At 67.9% G+C, this 17376-nt stretch carries 12 protein-coding genes and 1 pseudogene; 7 read left to right on the top strand and 6 right to left on the bottom strand.

Annotated features, from left to right (window positions below):
- Window positions 1-35 precede the first annotated feature (35 nt).
- The 3 genes from AC6LJ5_RS22275 to AC6LJ5_RS22265 form a co-directional block, all read right to left on the bottom strand.
- Window positions 36-497: a type III secretion system chaperone gene (locus AC6LJ5_RS22275; protein ID WP_498141642.1), complete on the bottom strand. Its 462-nt coding sequence runs from the start codon at window positions 495-497 to the stop codon at window positions 36-38.
- Between the two features lie 79 nt (window positions 498-576).
- Window positions 577-1614 (bottom strand): hypothetical protein, encoded by a 1038-nt coding sequence (locus AC6LJ5_RS22270; protein ID WP_498141641.1) that lies wholly within the window; start codon window positions 1612-1614, stop codon window positions 577-579.
- Between the two features lie 241 nt (window positions 1615-1855).
- Window positions 1856-2299, bottom strand: coding sequence for a type III secretion system chaperone (locus tag AC6LJ5_RS22265; RefSeq protein ID WP_498141640.1), 444 nt, complete (start codon window positions 2297-2299; stop codon window positions 1856-1858).
- Window positions 2300-2590: 291 nt separating this feature from the next.
- Between AC6LJ5_RS22265 and AC6LJ5_RS22260 the strand changes: the two genes are divergently transcribed.
- Window positions 2591-4036 carry a glutamate-cysteine ligase family protein gene (locus AC6LJ5_RS22260; RefSeq protein WP_498141660.1) on the top strand — a complete coding sequence of 482 codons (1446 nt, stop codon included), beginning with the start codon at window positions 2591-2593 and terminating at the stop codon, window positions 4034-4036.
- 43 nt (window positions 4037-4079) lie between these two features.
- Here the strand turns inward: AC6LJ5_RS22260 and AC6LJ5_RS22255 are convergent, their stop codons facing one another.
- Window positions 4080-5243 carry an ABC transporter substrate-binding protein gene (locus AC6LJ5_RS22255; protein ID WP_498141639.1) on the bottom strand — a complete coding sequence of 388 codons (1164 nt, stop codon included), beginning with the start codon at window positions 5241-5243 and terminating at the stop codon, window positions 4080-4082.
- A gap of 204 nt (window positions 5244-5447) precedes the next feature.
- On the opposite strand from AC6LJ5_RS22255, the gene AC6LJ5_RS22250 reads away from it, so the two are divergent.
- From AC6LJ5_RS22250 to AC6LJ5_RS22230, 5 genes are all read left to right on the top strand, one after another.
- The gene (locus AC6LJ5_RS22250) at window positions 5448-7937 is read left to right on the top strand and encodes an MFS transporter (RefSeq protein WP_498141638.1); all 2490 of its coding nucleotides are present in this window, start codon (window positions 5448-5450) and stop codon (window positions 7935-7937) included.
- Window positions 7934-8392 carry a CesT family type III secretion system chaperone gene (locus tag AC6LJ5_RS22245; protein WP_498141637.1) on the top strand — a complete coding sequence of 153 codons (459 nt, stop codon included), beginning with the start codon at window positions 7934-7936 and terminating at the stop codon, window positions 8390-8392. Before AC6LJ5_RS22250 ends, AC6LJ5_RS22245 begins: the two co-directional genes overlap by 4 nt.
- A gap of 92 nt (window positions 8393-8484) precedes the next feature.
- Window positions 8485-9573, top strand: a complete 1089-nt coding sequence (locus AC6LJ5_RS22240) for a hypothetical protein (RefSeq protein WP_498141636.1) — start codon at window positions 8485-8487, stop codon at window positions 9571-9573.
- A gap of 93 nt (window positions 9574-9666) precedes the next feature.
- Complete coding sequence (locus AC6LJ5_RS22235; RefSeq protein WP_498141635.1) at window positions 9667-11517, top strand: leucine-rich repeat domain-containing protein; 1851 nt, start codon at window positions 9667-9669, stop codon at window positions 11515-11517.
- Window positions 11518-11602: 85 nt separating this feature from the next.
- The gene (locus AC6LJ5_RS22230) at window positions 11603-12991 is read left to right on the top strand and encodes a hypothetical protein (protein WP_498141634.1); all 1389 of its coding nucleotides are present in this window, start codon (window positions 11603-11605) and stop codon (window positions 12989-12991) included.
- Between the two features lie 62 nt (window positions 12992-13053).
- On the opposite strand, the gene AC6LJ5_RS22225 is transcribed toward AC6LJ5_RS22230, so the two are convergent.
- Together AC6LJ5_RS22225 and AC6LJ5_RS22220 are read right to left on the bottom strand one after the other, a co-directional pair.
- Entirely contained in the window at window positions 13054-14439 is a 1386-nt protein-coding gene (locus AC6LJ5_RS22225) for a hypothetical protein (protein ID WP_498141633.1), read from the bottom strand.
- 167 nt (window positions 14440-14606) lie between these two features.
- Window positions 14607-16238 carry an EAL domain-containing protein gene (locus tag AC6LJ5_RS22220; protein ID WP_498141632.1) on the bottom strand — a complete coding sequence of 544 codons (1632 nt, stop codon included), beginning with the start codon at window positions 16236-16238 and terminating at the stop codon, window positions 14607-14609.
- A 147-nt stretch (window positions 16239-16385) separates the two neighbouring features.
- On the opposite strand from AC6LJ5_RS22220, the pseudogene AC6LJ5_RS22215 reads away from it, so the two are divergent.
- Window positions 16386-17376: pseudogene (locus AC6LJ5_RS22215) on the top strand (GGDEF domain-containing protein); the annotation flags it as partial.

Genomic DNA, 17376 nt, shown 5'->3' with positions numbered 1-17376 from the left:
GAAATTCCAGTCATTGCTTGATCTCCTTGCGATGTTCAGGCACGCATGGTGAAAGGAAGCGGCTCCGCCGGCCCCGCCGGCGGGATCGACTCGTCCGACATCGCCGCGCCGGCGATCTTGGACTTCCATTGCATGGCGGCGGCCACCAGCGTTTCAATGGCTTCCGACAGGTAGCCCACGTCGGCCACCACCAGCTCGACGCGACGGGTCAGCAGGATCTCGCCCGTTGCGTCGTCCAGCCCCAGCGAGCCGCCGCCCGTGTCGTGGCAGAAAAGATTCGCCTCCAGCATGTCGCCATAAAGCGCGAGGCGCTCGTCGTCGTCATAGGGGTCCTCGCCCACGATGACATAGAGATGCAGCGCGTCCTCGGAGGACGCATGCTCGAGGTTCAGGATCACGTCGTTCTCGAACTGCAGCGCCAGCGTGCCCGCTTCGCTCAGGCTCAAGGGAATCCCGGCGCGGTCGCCGAGCAGGGAAACTAGGGTGTGCACGTCCATGCGGCGTCACTCCGGTTGGGTTGTGAATGGCGATAGGCGCCGGTAGCCCCGCCAGGGTTCGCCCTGGCGGGGCTATCCGCTACTTCACGCGAACCGACGTCGCGCTGACGCTGGCGCGGGGAGCCACGCCGGGCGTCTTGATTCTGGAGGCGGCCGCCTTTTCCTGTTCCTTCAGGGCCGCCTCGGCGATCTGCTTCACGATGTCCGCGACCCGTGACTTCCGGCTGGGAACCGGTTTCGGCAGCACGGTTTCCGCGCCAGACGGCTTGGCCTCGGCGGATTTGACGGTCGACGCGGAAGCGTGACCGGCCGGACGCGGGGGGATCGCTGGCGAGGGGCCCGCCGGCTTCATGTGCGGCGTGGCAACAAAACCAGGCGGACGCGGCGGAATCGGCGGCGTCACGGCGGATTCGGACAGGCTCAGCGGGGACGGCTTCGACGGCGTCAGGGGCGAGCCGGAATCCGTCACGGTGAGCTTGACCCCGGGCACCTCATGCGCCTTGCCATCGGCGACCGTATTGGTCACGGCGGCGGTGGCATCGGCCTGGCCGGCGCTCCTGGCGCCGCCCGCGTTCATCAGCGTGCGCGCGATATGATCCAGGATCATCATGCTGGCATGAGAGAGCGCAACGCCGCCCGGCTCCACGTCCGCGTTCCTCATCACCAGCACCCCATCCAGAATGTCCTGCCGGTCCTGATCGGTGACCAGGTCCAGCGTCTTCTCCAGCATCTTCCCCCAGGCCTGCTTCGCGCCCTGGTCCTGTGGCACCGACGCGCCCATGCGGGCCAAGGTCTTTGCCACGCTGGCGACATTCCTGGGCTCGGTCAGGTCCGCGGTGAGCTTGCCGTAGAGATGGCCGCAGCGCTTCATCGCGCGCAGTTCCTGCCCCTGATCGCGAATCTGGGCGCGCTGGGAGGACGAACTGAACAACACCATCTTGAGCGCCTTCAGGCCCGTGCCGAGCCGCCCGAACAGTCCCTCGGGGCGTCGCGCCATGGTGCCCCCAGTCAGCTTGAACTTCAGGTTCCCCAGCGTGCCCATCGACGTCGCGGCGTAGTCCTGCTTGTCATTGCGCGCCACCTGCTTGGCGGCGTTAAGGGTCGATATGATCGTCATGTTTTCGTCTCTGTAGTAGGCTCAGTCGCGCGTCTGAACCATGTTTTCCGACAGGGGGCAGGCCCAGCCCGGCGCCGCGCACCGGACCAAGGCGGCCGTGGCGGTCTTCCGGTGCGCAGCTGTCGTATACGCATTTCCTGAGTGACCGAGCGGGCGCGGACGGTTCCCGCTGACGCGTCGCGCGCGACGCGCATTTCCGGAACGGCGGACGGCTCATCCTCTCCGCTCCCGCCGCTTCCGCTCAGGCCAGGGCGTCGGATTCGCTGTACGCTTCCTCGCCTTCGTCCTGCAGCGGCGCATCCAGGATGTCGCGCCATTGCGCGGCGGTTTCGGCCATGGCTTCCGTGGCGTTGGCCAGATGGTCCAGGTCCGCCACGGCCAGGTCGATCTCGCGCGTCAGCAGCAGTTCGCCGCTCTCGTCGTCCAGCGCCAGGGTGCCGCCGGAGATGCCCCCCGCGGCCATGTTGGCTTCCAGCAGGGTGCCGTACAGCGTCAGGCGGATATCGTCGTCCAGCGGATCCTCGCCGATCACCGCATAGAGCTGAAGCACGTTCAGTTCATCGTCGTACTCCATCGTGACTTCCACGTCGTTCTCGAACATGAGCGTCAGGATTCCGTCTTCATCCAGGGCCAGCGGCGTTCCGGTACGATCGCCGAGCTGGGAAACAAGGGTATGCACATCCATGGAGCAGCTCCGTAAGAAAGGAAAGGGCTCGTCGGCAAGGTCCGCGCGCCTGGGCGGCGCGAGCCGTTGAGGAAATACCGCCCGCTGTGTAACCCGGGCGGCATTCCGGTTCCTTCGCCCCGTGCAACGGCATCGGGAACTCCGGCCCGCGCGGTGCGACACAAGGCGCTGAGACTCCGAACAGGCCAGCCGATGATCCACGCCTTCCCTTGCCCGCCCAGGGCCGCGACGCCGCCCGCCGACGCGAAAACGCCGTCCACGCCGACGCCCGGCGCCACGCTCGGCCTGGAAATGGAAATGGTCGTCGCGCGCCGCGGCTCCGGCCTGAGCCATCCCGTCGTCCGGTACTTCGACACGCTGGCCGGCCTGAAGCGCGGTCGGGACGCAACGGCGCGCCTCGCGGAACAGGGCGGGCGCGACATCGCGGTGCTCGGCGAGCACGGCGTCAGCGGCGTGGACAATGGCTTCAACCTGCTGGAGACCTCGTTCGCGCCAGTCGCGGGCCAGGCTGGCGGCCTGGACCGGCTGGCCCGCCAGGTATGGCTGGAACTGGCCGACGCCCGGGCCGCGCTGGCCGCCGAGGACGCCGTGCTGCTCAACGCATCGGAGCATCCTGCCTGCACGCTGGATGCAGAGTGGTATCGCCGGGTGCGCGCGCCCCGCCCCATCTACGACGAGCTGGTGGACCATCGCGGCTGGCTGCACCGCGTGGGCATCGACGCCAAGGCGCAGAACAGCCCCTGCACCTCCGTGCCGGCGGCGCTGGCCTGCCGCGCCCTGAACGTGACCCTGGGCCTGGCGCCGGCGGCCATCGCGCTGTTCGCCAACAGCCCGCTGCAGGCCGGCCGCGAAACCGGCCTGAAGGAAAACCGCCTGACCATGTGGGATCGCATGTTCCGCCACGCGCGCTACGCCGGCGATCATTACCTGCAGCAGCTGCCGCCCCAACCGTTCGAGGACCTGGGAGACCATTTCCGCTGGATGTTCGGCCCCGCCACGGCCAGCCGCGCGCTGCCGGCCGCGCCCTCGCAGGACTACAAGCGCGCCGCGCCGCTCTATCTGCGCGGCGCGCCCTGCCTGGCCCGCTTTCTCGCGGCGCCGCGCTGGTCCGCCCGCGACGGCGCGACCGGCCGGGAATCATCGCTGGTTCCCCAGGCCGCGCATTTCATCTATTCGCAGTTCGCCCATTTCCTGGACGCGCGCTGGCGCTACCGGCTCGACGCGCCGCTGGACCTGCACGAGCTGCGCGAGATGTGGGACCGGCCGGGCGGCCTGGAAATCCTGTTCGAGCGCCTGGGCGCGCAGGGCTACATCGAAGGCCGCGCGCCCGGCGCGGTGTTTCCGGACCGCCAGCTGGCCGATGAAGCCGGCGCCGATATCGCGCGCAGCGCGCCGCTGGCGCCCTCGGCGCTGCAGCTGGGCCTGCTGCGCAACCTGGCCCAGGCCGAAGCGCTGATGCGCGACTGGGGCTGGCACCGATTGCGCGCCTTGCGCCAGGCAGCCATCCGCGATGCGCTGGCCGACGATGCCGTCCATGCCCTGGCGCGGGACGTGGTCCAGGTCGCCCACGACGGACTGGAACCCGGGGACCGGCCCTGGCTGGCCTATGCGAGCCACTGCGTGGCCACGCGCAGCACCGGCGCCGACCGCATGCTGCGCCTGTGGCGCTCCGGCGGCGACAGCGCCGCCCGCCTCGGCCTGCTGGCGCGCTGGCGCGCCCTGGACATCCCCTCCTGACCAAGGGCCGCGGGATCGGCCGGACCGCAGGACCGGCCGGCGCTCAGCGCGTCTCGTAGACCTCGTCCGCCGCCAGCAGCATGTCCACCGTGGGCTCGAAGCCGATGAGACGGGCCGTTTCCAGATTCAGCGCGATCTTGGCGGGGTCCACCCATACCTGGGTCAATTGGCGCGGCCTGGCGCCGTTGAAGATGCGGGCCATGGTCTCCGCATGAAAGCGCCCCACGTAGGAGTAATCCGCCTGCGCCAGGCTCATCAACAGGCCGGCGCGCACTTCCTCGGAGCCCAGCATCGAGAAGCTCGGGATCTTCGCCGCGCGCAGGATCTGCCCCAGCTGGGCGGCGGCGGCCGGGGTCAACCCCCGGCTCACGGTGACGTACACGGCGTCCACGCGTCCCTCCAGTTCCTGGTAGCAATGCAGGACGTTGGCGGTGGCCTCGCGCGCGCTGACGCCGCTGGAGCGCGCGTCGCAGGCGCGCACGGAAAAGCCCTTCTCCATCGCGATCTGCCGCACCGCGTCGACCGCCGCATAGCTGCGCCCCGAGGGGCTGTCCTCGTAGACCAGGCCCAGCTTGCGAAAGCCCACGATCTCGTGGAACAGCCGCAGCTGCCGCTGATAGCGCTCCGGCTGGACGCGCGCGTGCATGTTCTCCAGCCCGCTGTCCTGTGCGCTGGCGACGATGCGCGCGCCGACCGCGTCGCTGGTGGACGCGACGATGGTGGGCACCGGCGCGCCCAGCGCGGTCATGTCCTGCCCGGCCCAGGTGCCCATGGCGATGACCAGGTCGATGTCCTGACCCTGGACCAGACGCACGCCCACCTGCTGCCTGACGGCCGGACGCGAGGCCTCGTCGAAGTTGGCCGGCTTCCAATAGGCGTCGCCGACGAACTCAATGGTCTGGCTGCGCGCGTTGCGCGCCAGGAACTGCCATAGCTCGCGGCCGCCCAGGTTCTGCGGGATCGCCGGCAGGCTGATCCAGCCCAGCTCTTGCAGCCCCGCGGCGATCGCCCTCAGGATCCGCGGGTAGTCGTCGTAGTCGCCGCTTTCGTAGTAGCCGATGCGCCACTTCGCGCCGTTCGCCTTGGCCACCGGCGCGGTCGGAAAGAAAGCGGTCTGGGGCGGCCCCGCCTGATCGCGCGGCCCATCCTGGGGCCAGGCGGAATGAGGCAGGCAGAGCAAGGCGGCAAGCAGGAAGCGCAGGATCATGTTCGGTCCGGGAAAAAGGGCTGGGCCCTCTGAGTCACCCCCGATCCGCCCCGGTTCCCTGTCGCGCCGCCACGCGGACGGAACCCGGATTCGTCAAGCCGTCACTCAATTTCACACGAGCGAACCAACGATACGGACAGACGACGCCATGCCCCACGCCACGCATTTACTCTCTCCTCCCCCGACAGCGCGCGCGGCCCGGCCATGCTGAGGCGCGCTCGATACCTGCTGCGCCGCCTGTGGCGCAAGACGCGCGCCCGCCCGGCGCTGCCAATGACGCTGGGCTGCCTGGCCATGCTGCTGCTGGCGCAGGCGCTGATCGGCGTGCTCAGCCTGTCGGCCCTGAACCGGCAGATCACCGACATGACCGCCGACCGCCTGGAAGTGGCCGCGCGCCAGATCGGCGGACGCATCGAGAACGGGATGCGCCTGGGAAAGCCGCTGGGCCAGTACTTCGGGCTGGCCCGGCATCTGCACGACAGCGTCCAGGCGACCGCGCACCTGGGCGGCGCGGCCGTCCATTTATTGGATGGCCGCGAGCTGGCCGCCGAAAAACGCGCCGTTCCTGGCGTGCAGCAACTGCTGCGCGCCCTGGGCGCGCCCGCCACCGGCGTGCTGCCCAAGGGCATGACGCGGCGCGCCGGCGGCGCGCTGGCGCTGCGCCTGCCCGGCAGCGTGACGCTGGCGACGCCGCTGCGCGACGCGGCCGGCGTCACGCAAGGCGCCGTGATCCTGTCCACGCAGCGCAATACCGAAGCGTCGCGCGCGCTGGTCAAGGACAATCTGCGCATGCTGGTGCTGGTGACGCTCGTCGCCGCCCTGGGCCTGGCCGTGGCCTCCCGCCGCATCTTCGCCCCTCCGGGGCCGGTGCGCGGACGGCGCGGCCGTTTCGCCGCGCCCTTGCTGGCCCTGATGATCGCCCAGGGCGTGTACGCCGGGTACACCGTCCATACCTTTCGCGACGCCTGGCTGGACGTGACCCGAGGCAATGCCCAGGACTTGGCCGAGGGCCTGCAGCGCGACCTGAACCGGGTGCTGGCCTACGGCGTGGAGACCGGCAGGCTGCGCGGCGTCGAGGCGCCGTTCGACCGGCTGATCGCGACCTTCCCCACCATCGCCAGCGTCGAGCTGGCCGATGCGGACGGCCAGGCGCTGGCGCGCGGCGGCGCGCCGGACGCGGGCGCGGGCGCGCCAGCGCAGGCCAGCGAACTGACCATCACGCTGCCGCTGGGCGCGGCCAGCGCGCCGCCCCAGTCGCGCGGCAGCCTGATCATCCAGCTATCCCAGGCGGTGATTGCCTCCAGCGTGCTGGCGCGCGCCCTGGACGCGGCTACGGTGATCGCCGTGGCCATGGTCGCCGCCATCGAAATGCTGCTGCTCCTGTCGCTGCTGGCCGGACGCGGCCCCACGGTTGGCGCCATCATGCAGGACGGCCGCGACGTGGGCCGCGCGACGCGGCCCGTCATGTTCGGCTTCCTGTTCGCCTGGGCGCTGCCGCTGGGATTCCTGCCCCTGTTCGCCCGCTCGCTGCCGGCCGATGGCCTGTCGCTGCCTCCCAACATCATGATCGCGCTGCCCATCTCCGCCGAGATGGCCTGCGGCCTGGTCGCCGCGCTGTGCGCGGGCCGCCTGAGCGACCTGAAGAGCTGGCGCGTGCCGGTATTGATCGGATTGGCGCTGAGCTGCGCGGGCATGCTCGCCTGCCTGGCCGCCGCGACCTTGCCGCAGTTCATCCTGGCTCGCGGCCTGGTCGGCCTGGGATACGGCTTGACCTGGATGGGCTTGCAGGGCCTGGTGGTGTCGCGCAGCCCGGCGGACTGTCGAGGGCGCAACATGACGGGGTTGATCGCCGGGCTGTTCGCGGGGCATCTCTCCGGCGCCGCCGTCGGCGCGATGCTGATGGAGCAGCTGGGTCCGCATGCCGTGTTCGTCGCGGGAGCGGTCGCGCTGCTCCCGCCGCTGGCCGGCGTACTGCTGCTCCTGCGCCCGTACAACGGCGGCGCCCATCCCTCCCCCACGCTGGGGGCCAGCATGATCGCCACGACCGCGCGCGAACACCTGCGCAGGACCGCTAGCCTGCTGGGCAGCCGGGATTTCGCCCTGCTGCTGATCGCCAGCGTGACGCCGTTCGCGATGTCCCAGGTCGGCCTGCTTTCCTACGCGCTGCCGCTGTACCTGGAAGCGGAGGGCGTGGCCGCGTCGAGCATCGGCCGGGTGCTGATGGTGTACGGCCTGGGCGTGATCTACCTGGGCCCGCTCATGGGCCAGTTGGTGGACCGGACCCGCGCCAAGAAGCGCTGGATCGTCCTGGGCGGCCTGATCGGCAGCGCCGGCATGCTGGGTCTGTACTTCAACAGCGGCCTGATCGCCGCGACGGTCGCCGTGCTGACGCTGGCCCTGGCCAGCTGCTGCCTGGGCGCGTCCCAGGCGCCCTACATGCTGGCCCTGCCGCAAGTGCAGGGCTATGGAACGGCCGGCGCGCTGGGCCTGATGCGCGCGTCGGACAAGCTGGGCCAGATGGCCGGCCCGCTGATCGTGGGCGCCGCGACCAGCACCCTGGGGCTGCATGGCGCGCTGGCGCTGCTGGGCGCGATCTATCTCGTGCTCACGGTGCTGTTCCACTGCTGCGCCCGCTGCGGCGCCAGGCGCCGCGACGAGCAGCCGTCCCCTCAACTTCACAGGAGCCACTCATGAGTGAACAGGCTTATACCGAACTGCTGAGCGCATTCTGCGAGCACGTGCAGGCGGCGAACAGCGCCGACATCCTCGAGCACGGCAATCTGCACATCGGCGAAGTCGCCTTCACCCTGGTCCATGACGACAGCCTGGGCCGGGACGACATCCTCATCTATTGCGACTTCGGCCCGCTGCCGCAGGACGATCCGGCTGGGGAATACCTGGACCTGCTGCACACCAACCTGCAGCTCTACAGCGGATCGATCGGCAGCAGCTTCGCCGTCAATCCGGAGTCCGGCAACGTCCTGCTGCTGGCCTATCAACGCCTGGCCGACGCGACGCCGGAACGGCTCGCGTCCCACCTTTGCATCCTGGCCGAGCTGGCGCTGATGTGGCGCCGTGGAGAAACCGTGCTGACGCGACTGGCGGCCACCAGGCCCGATCCGCTGACGGATCCGCGCATGCACTCCTGATCCGGAAACGTCATGGGAGGTACATCATGGTCAGTATTACTGGTGGAATCAACTGGATAAAGCAACAGGCACGAGACCCTCACAGATATGCGGTGCGCGCCAAGGAAGTCATGGGCGCGGCCTGTTCTGGCGCGGTCTTCGGCGCCGTGAGCAAGGCGGTCAAGGACTACGTCGGCTCACCGCAGGCCCAGCGCGACGCGCTGAGCCACGCGGTGTACTCCACGGCGGCCATCGGCGGAGCCGCGGCCCTCATCGTCGGCGGCATGGCGGGCTACCGGATCGTGGAAAAGTATGCCGGCGCGGAAACCGCCGAAAAATGGAAGGCCGCGGGCGCGGCCGGCGGGGCGCTGCTGTTTGGCGCCGGCTCCGCGCTTGCCGCGATGCCATTCCTCAAGCTCTCGACCGCTTCGGCGGAGCAGCTGGCCCAGCGGCTGGCGCCGTATCTGTCGAACGTGGCGGGCGCGGTGTCATCGAAAGTCGTGCAGTCCTTCATCGCCAATCTGCACAGTCGCGAGGCCACGCAATGGCAGCCGGCAGGCAACCGGCAGCAGATCACGGCGGACGTCATGCAGATCGTCCGCTGCCTTTGCGACAGCCTGCCCAGGATGTCGCTGCTGTCCATTCCCGCGCTGACGGCGAGCTATGCGGCCGCCATCGGCTCGCACACGGGCCTGGGCGCCGCGGGCAGTCTGCTCGGCCATGTCTATGACTGGGCGCGCGGCACGGACCGTTATCAGAACCTCACCCACGACCATGGCTACGCCCATGAGAACCGCCACATCGTGCCCGAACCCTGCGCACAGCTGGGCATGAAGGTTGCCCTGGGCCTGGCCGTCGCCTGGGCCGCGTCCAGCATCGCCCCTGGAATCATCGATGCGACGAACGCATCGACCGAAATGAAGCTGGTGACCTTCGCCCTGGTGGGCTGCGCCGTCAATGCGCTGTTCGCCGATCCCGCTAGACAGCTGATCCGTGTTTCCGCGCCGCCACAGAACCCGGCCGTGGAACAGCCCCACCAGCAGAACGCGGGACACGTGGCGCTGCAGGGAAATCCGCAGCAGAACGATCAGCAACCACCGCCGGACACTCTTGCCGACGACCAGATCGGAGGCCATGACGACGACCCACCAGTGGATCCCGAGAACGGAGTCGAAATGGAGGTGCTCACCAATATCCCGTAACTGGCCTGGCCGATCGGCAGGCATAGATAACAGCGGAACGGCGCAATGCCCACGCGCCATTCCTGAACGCACGCATCTCAAGGAACATGCACGATGACGATTGGAAGAATCCCCAAGGTTGATCCCGGCGCCACGCAGCCGCAAGACCGCAAGCCCTCCCCGCCCACTGGCCGCGCCGGCTTCAAGACGGCCCCGTCCGGCAAGGACCGGGTGCCGCCCAGGCCGCCGCAGCCCGCATCCGGCGCCGCCTTCAAATCGACGGCTGCGCCGCCCAAGCCGACGACCCCGGCGTCCAAGAGCTCGGCCGACGCGGCGCCCAAGCCGGCAGGCAAGCCTGCGCATCCTCAAACGTCATCCCAGGCTCCGGAAGGCAACGCTCAAGGATCCGCGAAGGCATTCTGGCAACAGCAGGCTGGCGCATCTTCCGGGTCAGCAAGACCGGCGCCAAAGCGCGAAAACAATCATCCGCAGCAACCGTCGCGAGCGCCTTCGGCGCAACCCCCGGCGCAAACGACGGGGGGCTGGAAGAAAACGGCCAGTGGTTGGAGCCAGTCCTCCCCGCAATCCAATTCGAACAAACAGCCTGCCCCGCCCCCCTCGCCCGCGGGCAATTCGAGCACCACGACAACACAACCGTCTGGCAGGCCAAGACCGGCCCAACCATCCACCGCTCGGGCGTCGGCCCCCGGCGGTTCTATCCCAAAACCCGCGCCCGCGAACACCGAGCTGTCCCGCTTCGCGCAGGCTCAAGACAAATGGTACCGGGACGGCGAAGTGACCTTGACCAGCGATATCGTCAAAACGGTCACCGCCGATCACGTCCGACTTTTCCCCCGCGACACGAAGGCAGTCGAATTCTTCGACCTCCAGATCACACCGGAAGCGCTGCTGGCGATGCGAGAGCTGCCCATAGAGAGCTTCCAGGCGGCCGAGATCTCTGGCTACATGCAAGGCGACGGATCGGTAGTGCTACCGGAATCACTGCGGGAAATACGTTTGGGCGGCGCTATCCCAGCGATGCAATCGTTTCTGATCGCAGCGGGGAAACTGCCCGAGCTGCGGAGTTTCACGGCATTGGGCTCCGGTATCGACGACACAGGAGCCAGCGCCTTGGCGCAGTCACGCAGCGTGAAGCTGATTGATCTTTCGAACAACCAAGTAAGCGCAAAGGGCGCGCATGAACTGCTGGGCATGCTTACGCTGGAAGGGCTTGATCTGTCCGACAACAGGATCGGCTCGAACGGAAGCGCGCAATTGTCCGCATCCCGAATACCCGAGAAATCACAGATCAGCAGATTGAGAGTCGCCGGCAACCGCGACCTGTCCGAAGCCAGCCTCCACGCGCTGTATCGACTTCCCCTGACTGCGGTCGATATCAGCAGCACGAACATCTCCCGACTGCCGGAGGACAACAACAACCGCTGGAGAGGATTGCAGACGATCTGGTTGCATAACAACAAGCTGCTTCTTCGACAGAGCGATTGGATGCCCATGTTGCAAGGCCTTGCCGCTACCAAGCTGTCGGAGATATGCATCTCGAACGCGGACTTGGGATCCTTGGTGAGCGGCCTCGCCTGGGTTCCGACGCTGCGCACGCTGGACGTATCGTGCACGGCAATGCCGGAAGGCGAACTGAAGCCATTGACACAACGGAACCTGCCGTCCTTCTTGAATCTTTCAGATTGCTCTCTGACGAGCGCGCACATCGACGAACTGACGGAGACTCAAGAACCGGACAACCGGCTCCAGGCCCTCTGGATTACGAACAACCCCAATCTTGACGAGAACGACTATGCCAGGCTGCTGCGCAAGTACCCCAACATGATGCTGGGCATCGGCGGCGACGATCATGCTAACGCCTGTTTTGACAGGCTGCCGGCTGATCTTCAACTCCGTGTATCGCAGCACGAGCTGACACGCGTCTTCCCCCTGATCCCGGAGTAATCGTTCGAGGCACGCCCGACGGGTCTGCAGGCTCGCCATGCCGCGCCTGCAGGCCACGTCGCCAATCCGACTGCAAGGGGTACTCATGGGCATCGCCCTCAACGCCTTTCTCGCCATGCCACCGCAGCACGCCCGTCTCGTCCTCATCGACAACGCCCAGGGCGACCCGGCCATCGCCGGCGCCCGCCAGCCCGGGCTGTTCGTCAGGCTGCTCAGCTGCGTGCCGCTATTGAAGAATTTTCCAGCGCCCAGGCGCTATCGAATGGAGAACGCCCGCGCGACCGGGCTGTTCCTGCATGCCCTGTCCTGCGAATACGGCGCCCAGGCCACATCGGGCATGCTGCGGCGCGTGAGGATAAGCCTGGATGGCGCGCTGACGCCCAGGGTGATCTCGCGAGCCAGGAACGATCTCGAACGGAACCGGCAAGGCCGGCCTCCGGGCGGGGTTCGGGACCAGGAATCACCCGGCTCTCGCGCCACATCATCCACTCTCCCGCATACCCCCAGGCCGCGGCCCGTGAAGGCCCCTGCCGCGCAGAACGGCACGGAGCTGCCCTCGGTTGCGCTGCCCGGCCTGCCGAACCTGGGCAACACCTGCTACGCCAACGCCGCGCTGAAATTCGTGCTGAGCGCGTATGGCCCGCGCGCGGTGCAACGCGCCCCCGACACACCGCAGCTGCCGGCCAGCGCGACCGCCTCGCATCGGGCCATCGCGGACTTCATGGGCGCTCTGGCAACCCGCTCCGATGCGCTGGAGCCGGATCTGCGCCGGCTGTTTTCCGCATTGCAGGACGCTCCCGAATTCGCGCTGTTCCGCAACGCGTCGCCCTATCGGCAACACGACGCGGCGGACTTCGCGGAAGGGCTGATCGCGGCAATGGACCTGGACAACCAGCCCTCGCACCGGCTGCGGCTCTGCAGGATTCCCGGCGCCGGTCTGCCGACCGAGCCTTACGGCCTGCCAACCAGCCTGGTCAATGTCAGGCTGGAACGCCATGACGGCGGCCTGGATCTGCAATCGATCCTGAACAAATCCCTGAGCGACATGCCGGCGCACTCAGGGGAAGCCGGTCCGTCCTGCGCGCACGGCCTGGCGGCACGCAACATCAACGAGTTGCAAGGATTCAACCTGCGCATCGGATTTCCCGTGGGCATGGCCGACTTGGCCGCCACGCGCATCCGCTATGACGGCACGGTCAGCCTGCGCATCATGGATCTGGAGGTGGAGCAGGAATACCTGGTCACGCTGGAGCCCGTCGCCGTGGTGATGCACGCTGGCGTGGCGGGAGCGGACCCGCTCGACGATGCAGCGAACGTCGGCCACTACTGGATGTACCGCAAGACAGCCGCCGGCTGGGAGCGCCACGACGATAGCGTCGTCCGCCCGGTGCGGGAAGTGCCGTCCGGCGAGCGGCCGGTGCTGATCGGCTTTCGCGTCGTGGAGCGGAGCTGGCTGGAACCCATCGCCATCTGAGCCGGCGACGGGAATCCAGGGATGCGCCCCTTCCTTGCGCGAGAATGCGGCAGCGAGCGGGATCAGTCCGTCGCTCGCGGCATCCCGCTAGCGCCTTCCAACAGGCCCATGATCAGTTCGGCGTCCTCTGCCGATTGCTGCGCCAGGCCGGCATGCAGCAACTGACGCGAAGCCGAGGCGGCGTCGGGCGGCAGCGACGCATCCAGCGTGTGCGCGTAATGGCCGGCGCTGCCCAGCACCTTGCCGACGGCGGACGCCATCATCGACCGGGCCGCCTGCATATTGCTGGCATAGGTTTGCGGAAAACCCTGCCGCCGCAGGGCGCGCACGCATGACGCCAGCGACTGGCCGATGCGCGCTTCGTAGCAGGCTCGCAGCGCGTCGCGCATGAAGTAGCCCAGCGGCTGCCCCTGCTCGCCCGTGAGAAAGTTCTCCCCAGTCGCCACGGCAAACTTCCGCTGGCCACAGCGCAGCCGGGTGATCAGCTCCAGCTTGTCCAGTTCCTGTGGGGTCAGGGCCTTGAAGCCGGTCATCGCCGCGCGCGTCACGTCCGGCCCATGGCTGGCCGGGTAGATCCCGGATTGATAGCGCCAGGACAGGTTTTCCACCAGATCCACAAGACGCGCATCGGGCGTGTCCAGCGTCAGACCGGGCAAGCCCAGGTCCGGCGCATCATAGGCAAAGCCACAGGGGGAACGCAGGGCCTGTTCGACGTAAGGGTTGTCGCCGGTGGAACGCGCATCATCCGCCGTGACGCAGGCCATGCTTGCCTGGACCTTGCGGGCCAGCAGCAGGAAGGAGAATGCCTCGGCATGGCCGTAGCCCATGTTCCAGATGACGGTCGACAGCAGCGCCCGGGCCTTGGCGCGCAACGCGTGCGGCAGCGCGTCCAGCGCCCTTTCGGCCACGTCCGGATGCCGGCGCAGATGCCGCAGCCAGGATTCGTTGGAGGAATCGGAATCCGGCATGTGAAAGTCGCGGTACCTGTCCATCGCCTTTTCTATCGCGGCATCCAGCGTCTGCGCGAATGTCAGGTGTTCCGCTTGCGGTCCCCCGACGGCCTGGCGCAATCCGTGGACCACGGCGTCCAGGTTGTCGCCGTCGGCCGGCTGTTCCAGGGCCGCGTACAGCGCATCCATCGCCTCGCGCTGGCTCGCCTCGGGGTCGATCGGCGCCGCCCGGGGCGCGGCGGCCGCCGCTGTCGGGCGCCGGGCCGTCTCGCCTGCCTGCGTCCTGGCGTCCGGGGAAAAGCAGGCCCTGATGGCGTTCCACAGTCCGGCCAGGCCGGAATGGAAGCGACTGGCATATGACCGGCCGACGCCCGATGGCGGCACGACCGCGACCAGACCCGATATCCGTTCCTGGGCCAGCCGCGCGGCCGGCTGGACGGGCTTGCCGGCGGCCAGCGGGCTTCCTGACGGTTTGATGCTGTCGCGGTTGATCGTCATCCGGGTCTCCCTGTGCATGCGTGGATCCGCGTCGGCCGACGCGATGCGCGGACGGGCAGGCGCCGTGAATCAGGCAGGCGCGCGCCCTGCCGGCGGTCCAGATACCGGCGTCCCACGCAGGGATTGAGTGTGCGGCGCGGCCAGGACGGTTCCAGGCGGCCGGGCGGCTAGCCTGCGGGATGCCGCCGCGCCGGCGCTTCGTCGACGTCCTGCCCGTCCTCGTGCAGGACGCGCCCGCCCTTCACGGGCAGCGCCTCGAGCAGCTTGTCCAGCGCCAGGGCGCGCTCGAAGTACCACCCTTGCACCTTGGAAACGCCGTGCGCGGCCACCTCGTTGACGTGCTCCTCGGTCTCCGCGCCTTCCGCGATCACTTCGATATCCAGGGACTTGGCCAGCTCGATGATCTGCATCGCCACCGTGCGCTTGGCGCCTCTTTCGGAGAGCCCTTGCGTGAAGACCTTGTCGAGCTTCAGGTAATCCACCGGAAACGCCCCCAGGTAGGCCAGGCTGGAATAGCCCGTGCCGAAGTCGTCGATCGCGACCTTCACCCCCAAGGCGCGGATGCCGTCTATGGTTTCCCTGGCGTTCTCCTCGAGCAACCCCCGCTCGGTCAGCTCGATGATGATCCATGACGGCGGCAGGCCGGTCTCCTGCAGCAGCCTTTCGGCCAGCGCCCGGCCCGATCCCGACTTGACCTCGTTGGCGGAGATGTTCAACGAGACGTAGAAGCCCCGCACATGCGATTCGATGACCGGCAGGTCCTCGGCCACCAGATCGAACACCAGCGCCGCGATCTCCTCGGACAGGCCGCAACGCTCGGCCGCCGGTATGAAGATGTCCGGCCCCATCGGCTCGGCGCCATAGGGGCGCTTCCATCGCAGCAGCGCCTCCGCGCCTATCCATTGCTTGGTCCGGATATCGACGATGGGCTGGTAGACCAGATGGAACTCCCGGTCCCGTATCGCCCGGCGCAGCAGCTGGGGCATGTCGCGGGCCCATCGCTTGCGCCACAGGATCACGCCGCACAGCATCACGCCGGCGACCCCGCCGGCCGCCGCGACCGCCCATCGCGTGCCCGCGAAGTCGTGCAGGTACGCATCGGGGGGAATGGCCACCACCGCCACGTGCTGGAACCGCGAGGACGGCAGGATCGCCAGCACCGTGCCCGACAGCTCCCCGACCACGGCCTGCCTGGTCGCCGCGCTCTGCAGCCATTCCGGCTTTACATAGCCGATGCCGAAAAAGCGGTTGGTTTCGCCGGGATAGAACAAGCCGATGGTCGCGGACGGCTCGAGCAGCGTCATGGCGTTCACGTAGTCGCCGCGATTCAGGAATATCGTGTAGCCGTTGAAGGAGAGCGCGATGTACCGCAATTCCGGCGCGGCCGGCAGCGCCACGTCCGGCCATACGCGCATGCCCTGCAGCGACACGAAGTCCGGCGGGCCGAGGTCCAGGCCGTCCAGCGTGCGTCCCAATGAAGAACAGACGATGCGCGTTCCGTCAGCATAGGCGATGGCGCGCAGCACCGGGGATTGCAGGACCCGCTTGCCCATTTCAGACTGCGCATAGGCGGCGCAGGGCAGCTTTCCACTCAGCGCGCGCAGGGACTGGCTCAGGTCCTGCAGTTGCGAAGACACGAGGTCCGCGCGTGCGAGCACCGCCGCCGAGAGCGTCCTGGCCTGCGTCTTGGCACGCTCGATGGCGAATTGCGTGGATAGTTCAAGCCCAAAGTAAATCGGCACCGTTGCAGCGAAGACAAGTCCGATAACAAAAACCAGCGTTGTTACAAACTTCCCCATAGACCGCACACCCCGATTAAGTGTTTGACTATGACCGCAAGCTTTCAGATCATTATCAAAGAAATTAAACCATGTAGCCAGAATTCGAATTACTGCTACGCACCATGCCCGTCACGATGACTGAACCCTGTCTGCAGGAAAAAGGCCATGGCGGCAATCGATGATGAGCATTCCTCGCCTCGAAAGCTGCCCTCCATCCGACGCGCCCTGCTCTGGCTGGGCATAGCCTGTACCGTGCCGACCATCCTGGTGGCCTCGGCGGCCGCCTACGAGGACTATCTGCTGCGCAAGGAGCGCGTCTACGAGACGGCCGTCAGCATGGCGCGCACGCTCGTCGCGGAACTGGAGCGCGAGTTGCGCGGCGTCGAATCCGGGCTGCGGATACTGGCGACGTCCGAGGAACTGCAGCAAGGCAAGCTGGGCGCCTTCCACCGCCGGCTGCAGGATGCGCTGCAATTGCAGAATGTCGATGGTTACGTGCTATTGGACAACCACGACATGCTGGTGGCCAACAGCAGCGCGCCCTATCCCAGCCCCCCGATCAGAAGCGTCCTGCCGGACGCGATCCGGCAGCAGGCCCGATCGCCGCAGGGCGTCGTCACGAACCTGTTCAACACCGCCCTGCGCGGCGAGCAGACCATCGCCGTCGGGATTCCGGTGACCCTGCAAGGCCAGGTCCAGTACGGCCTGTTCGCCGAGATCAGGCCGCAGCGCATCAGCCAGATCCTGCGCCGGCAGGCGTTGCCGGCGGGATGGGTCGCCGCCGCGTTGGACAAGGAGGCGCTGATCGTGGGCCGCACGCGCGAAGAAGCCCGGTATATCGGCCAGCATGCCGTGCCGACGCTGGCCGTTGCGGTGCGCCGCCAGCAGGACGGCACGCTGCACAGCACGACCAAGGAAGGCGTGCCGGTGCTGACGGCTTTCAGCCATAGCCGGGACCGGATGTGGGCCGTGGCCATCGGCGCGCCCATCGCGTCCCTGCAGGCCGACCTGTGGCGCTCCATGATCTGGGTCCTGGCGGTCAGCCTGGCGATCATCGCCATGGGCATCTGGGCAGCCTATCGGCTGGCCCTGCGGATCCGGACGTCCATCACCGCGCTGATCGAACCCGCCATCGCATTGGGCCGAGGCGATACCC

The sequence above is a fragment of the Achromobacter sp. 1011791174 genome, from assembly GCF_059760925.1.
The sequence above is the reverse complement of the archived record's forward strand: the minus strand, read 5'-3'. Positions and strand labels throughout refer to the sequence as shown.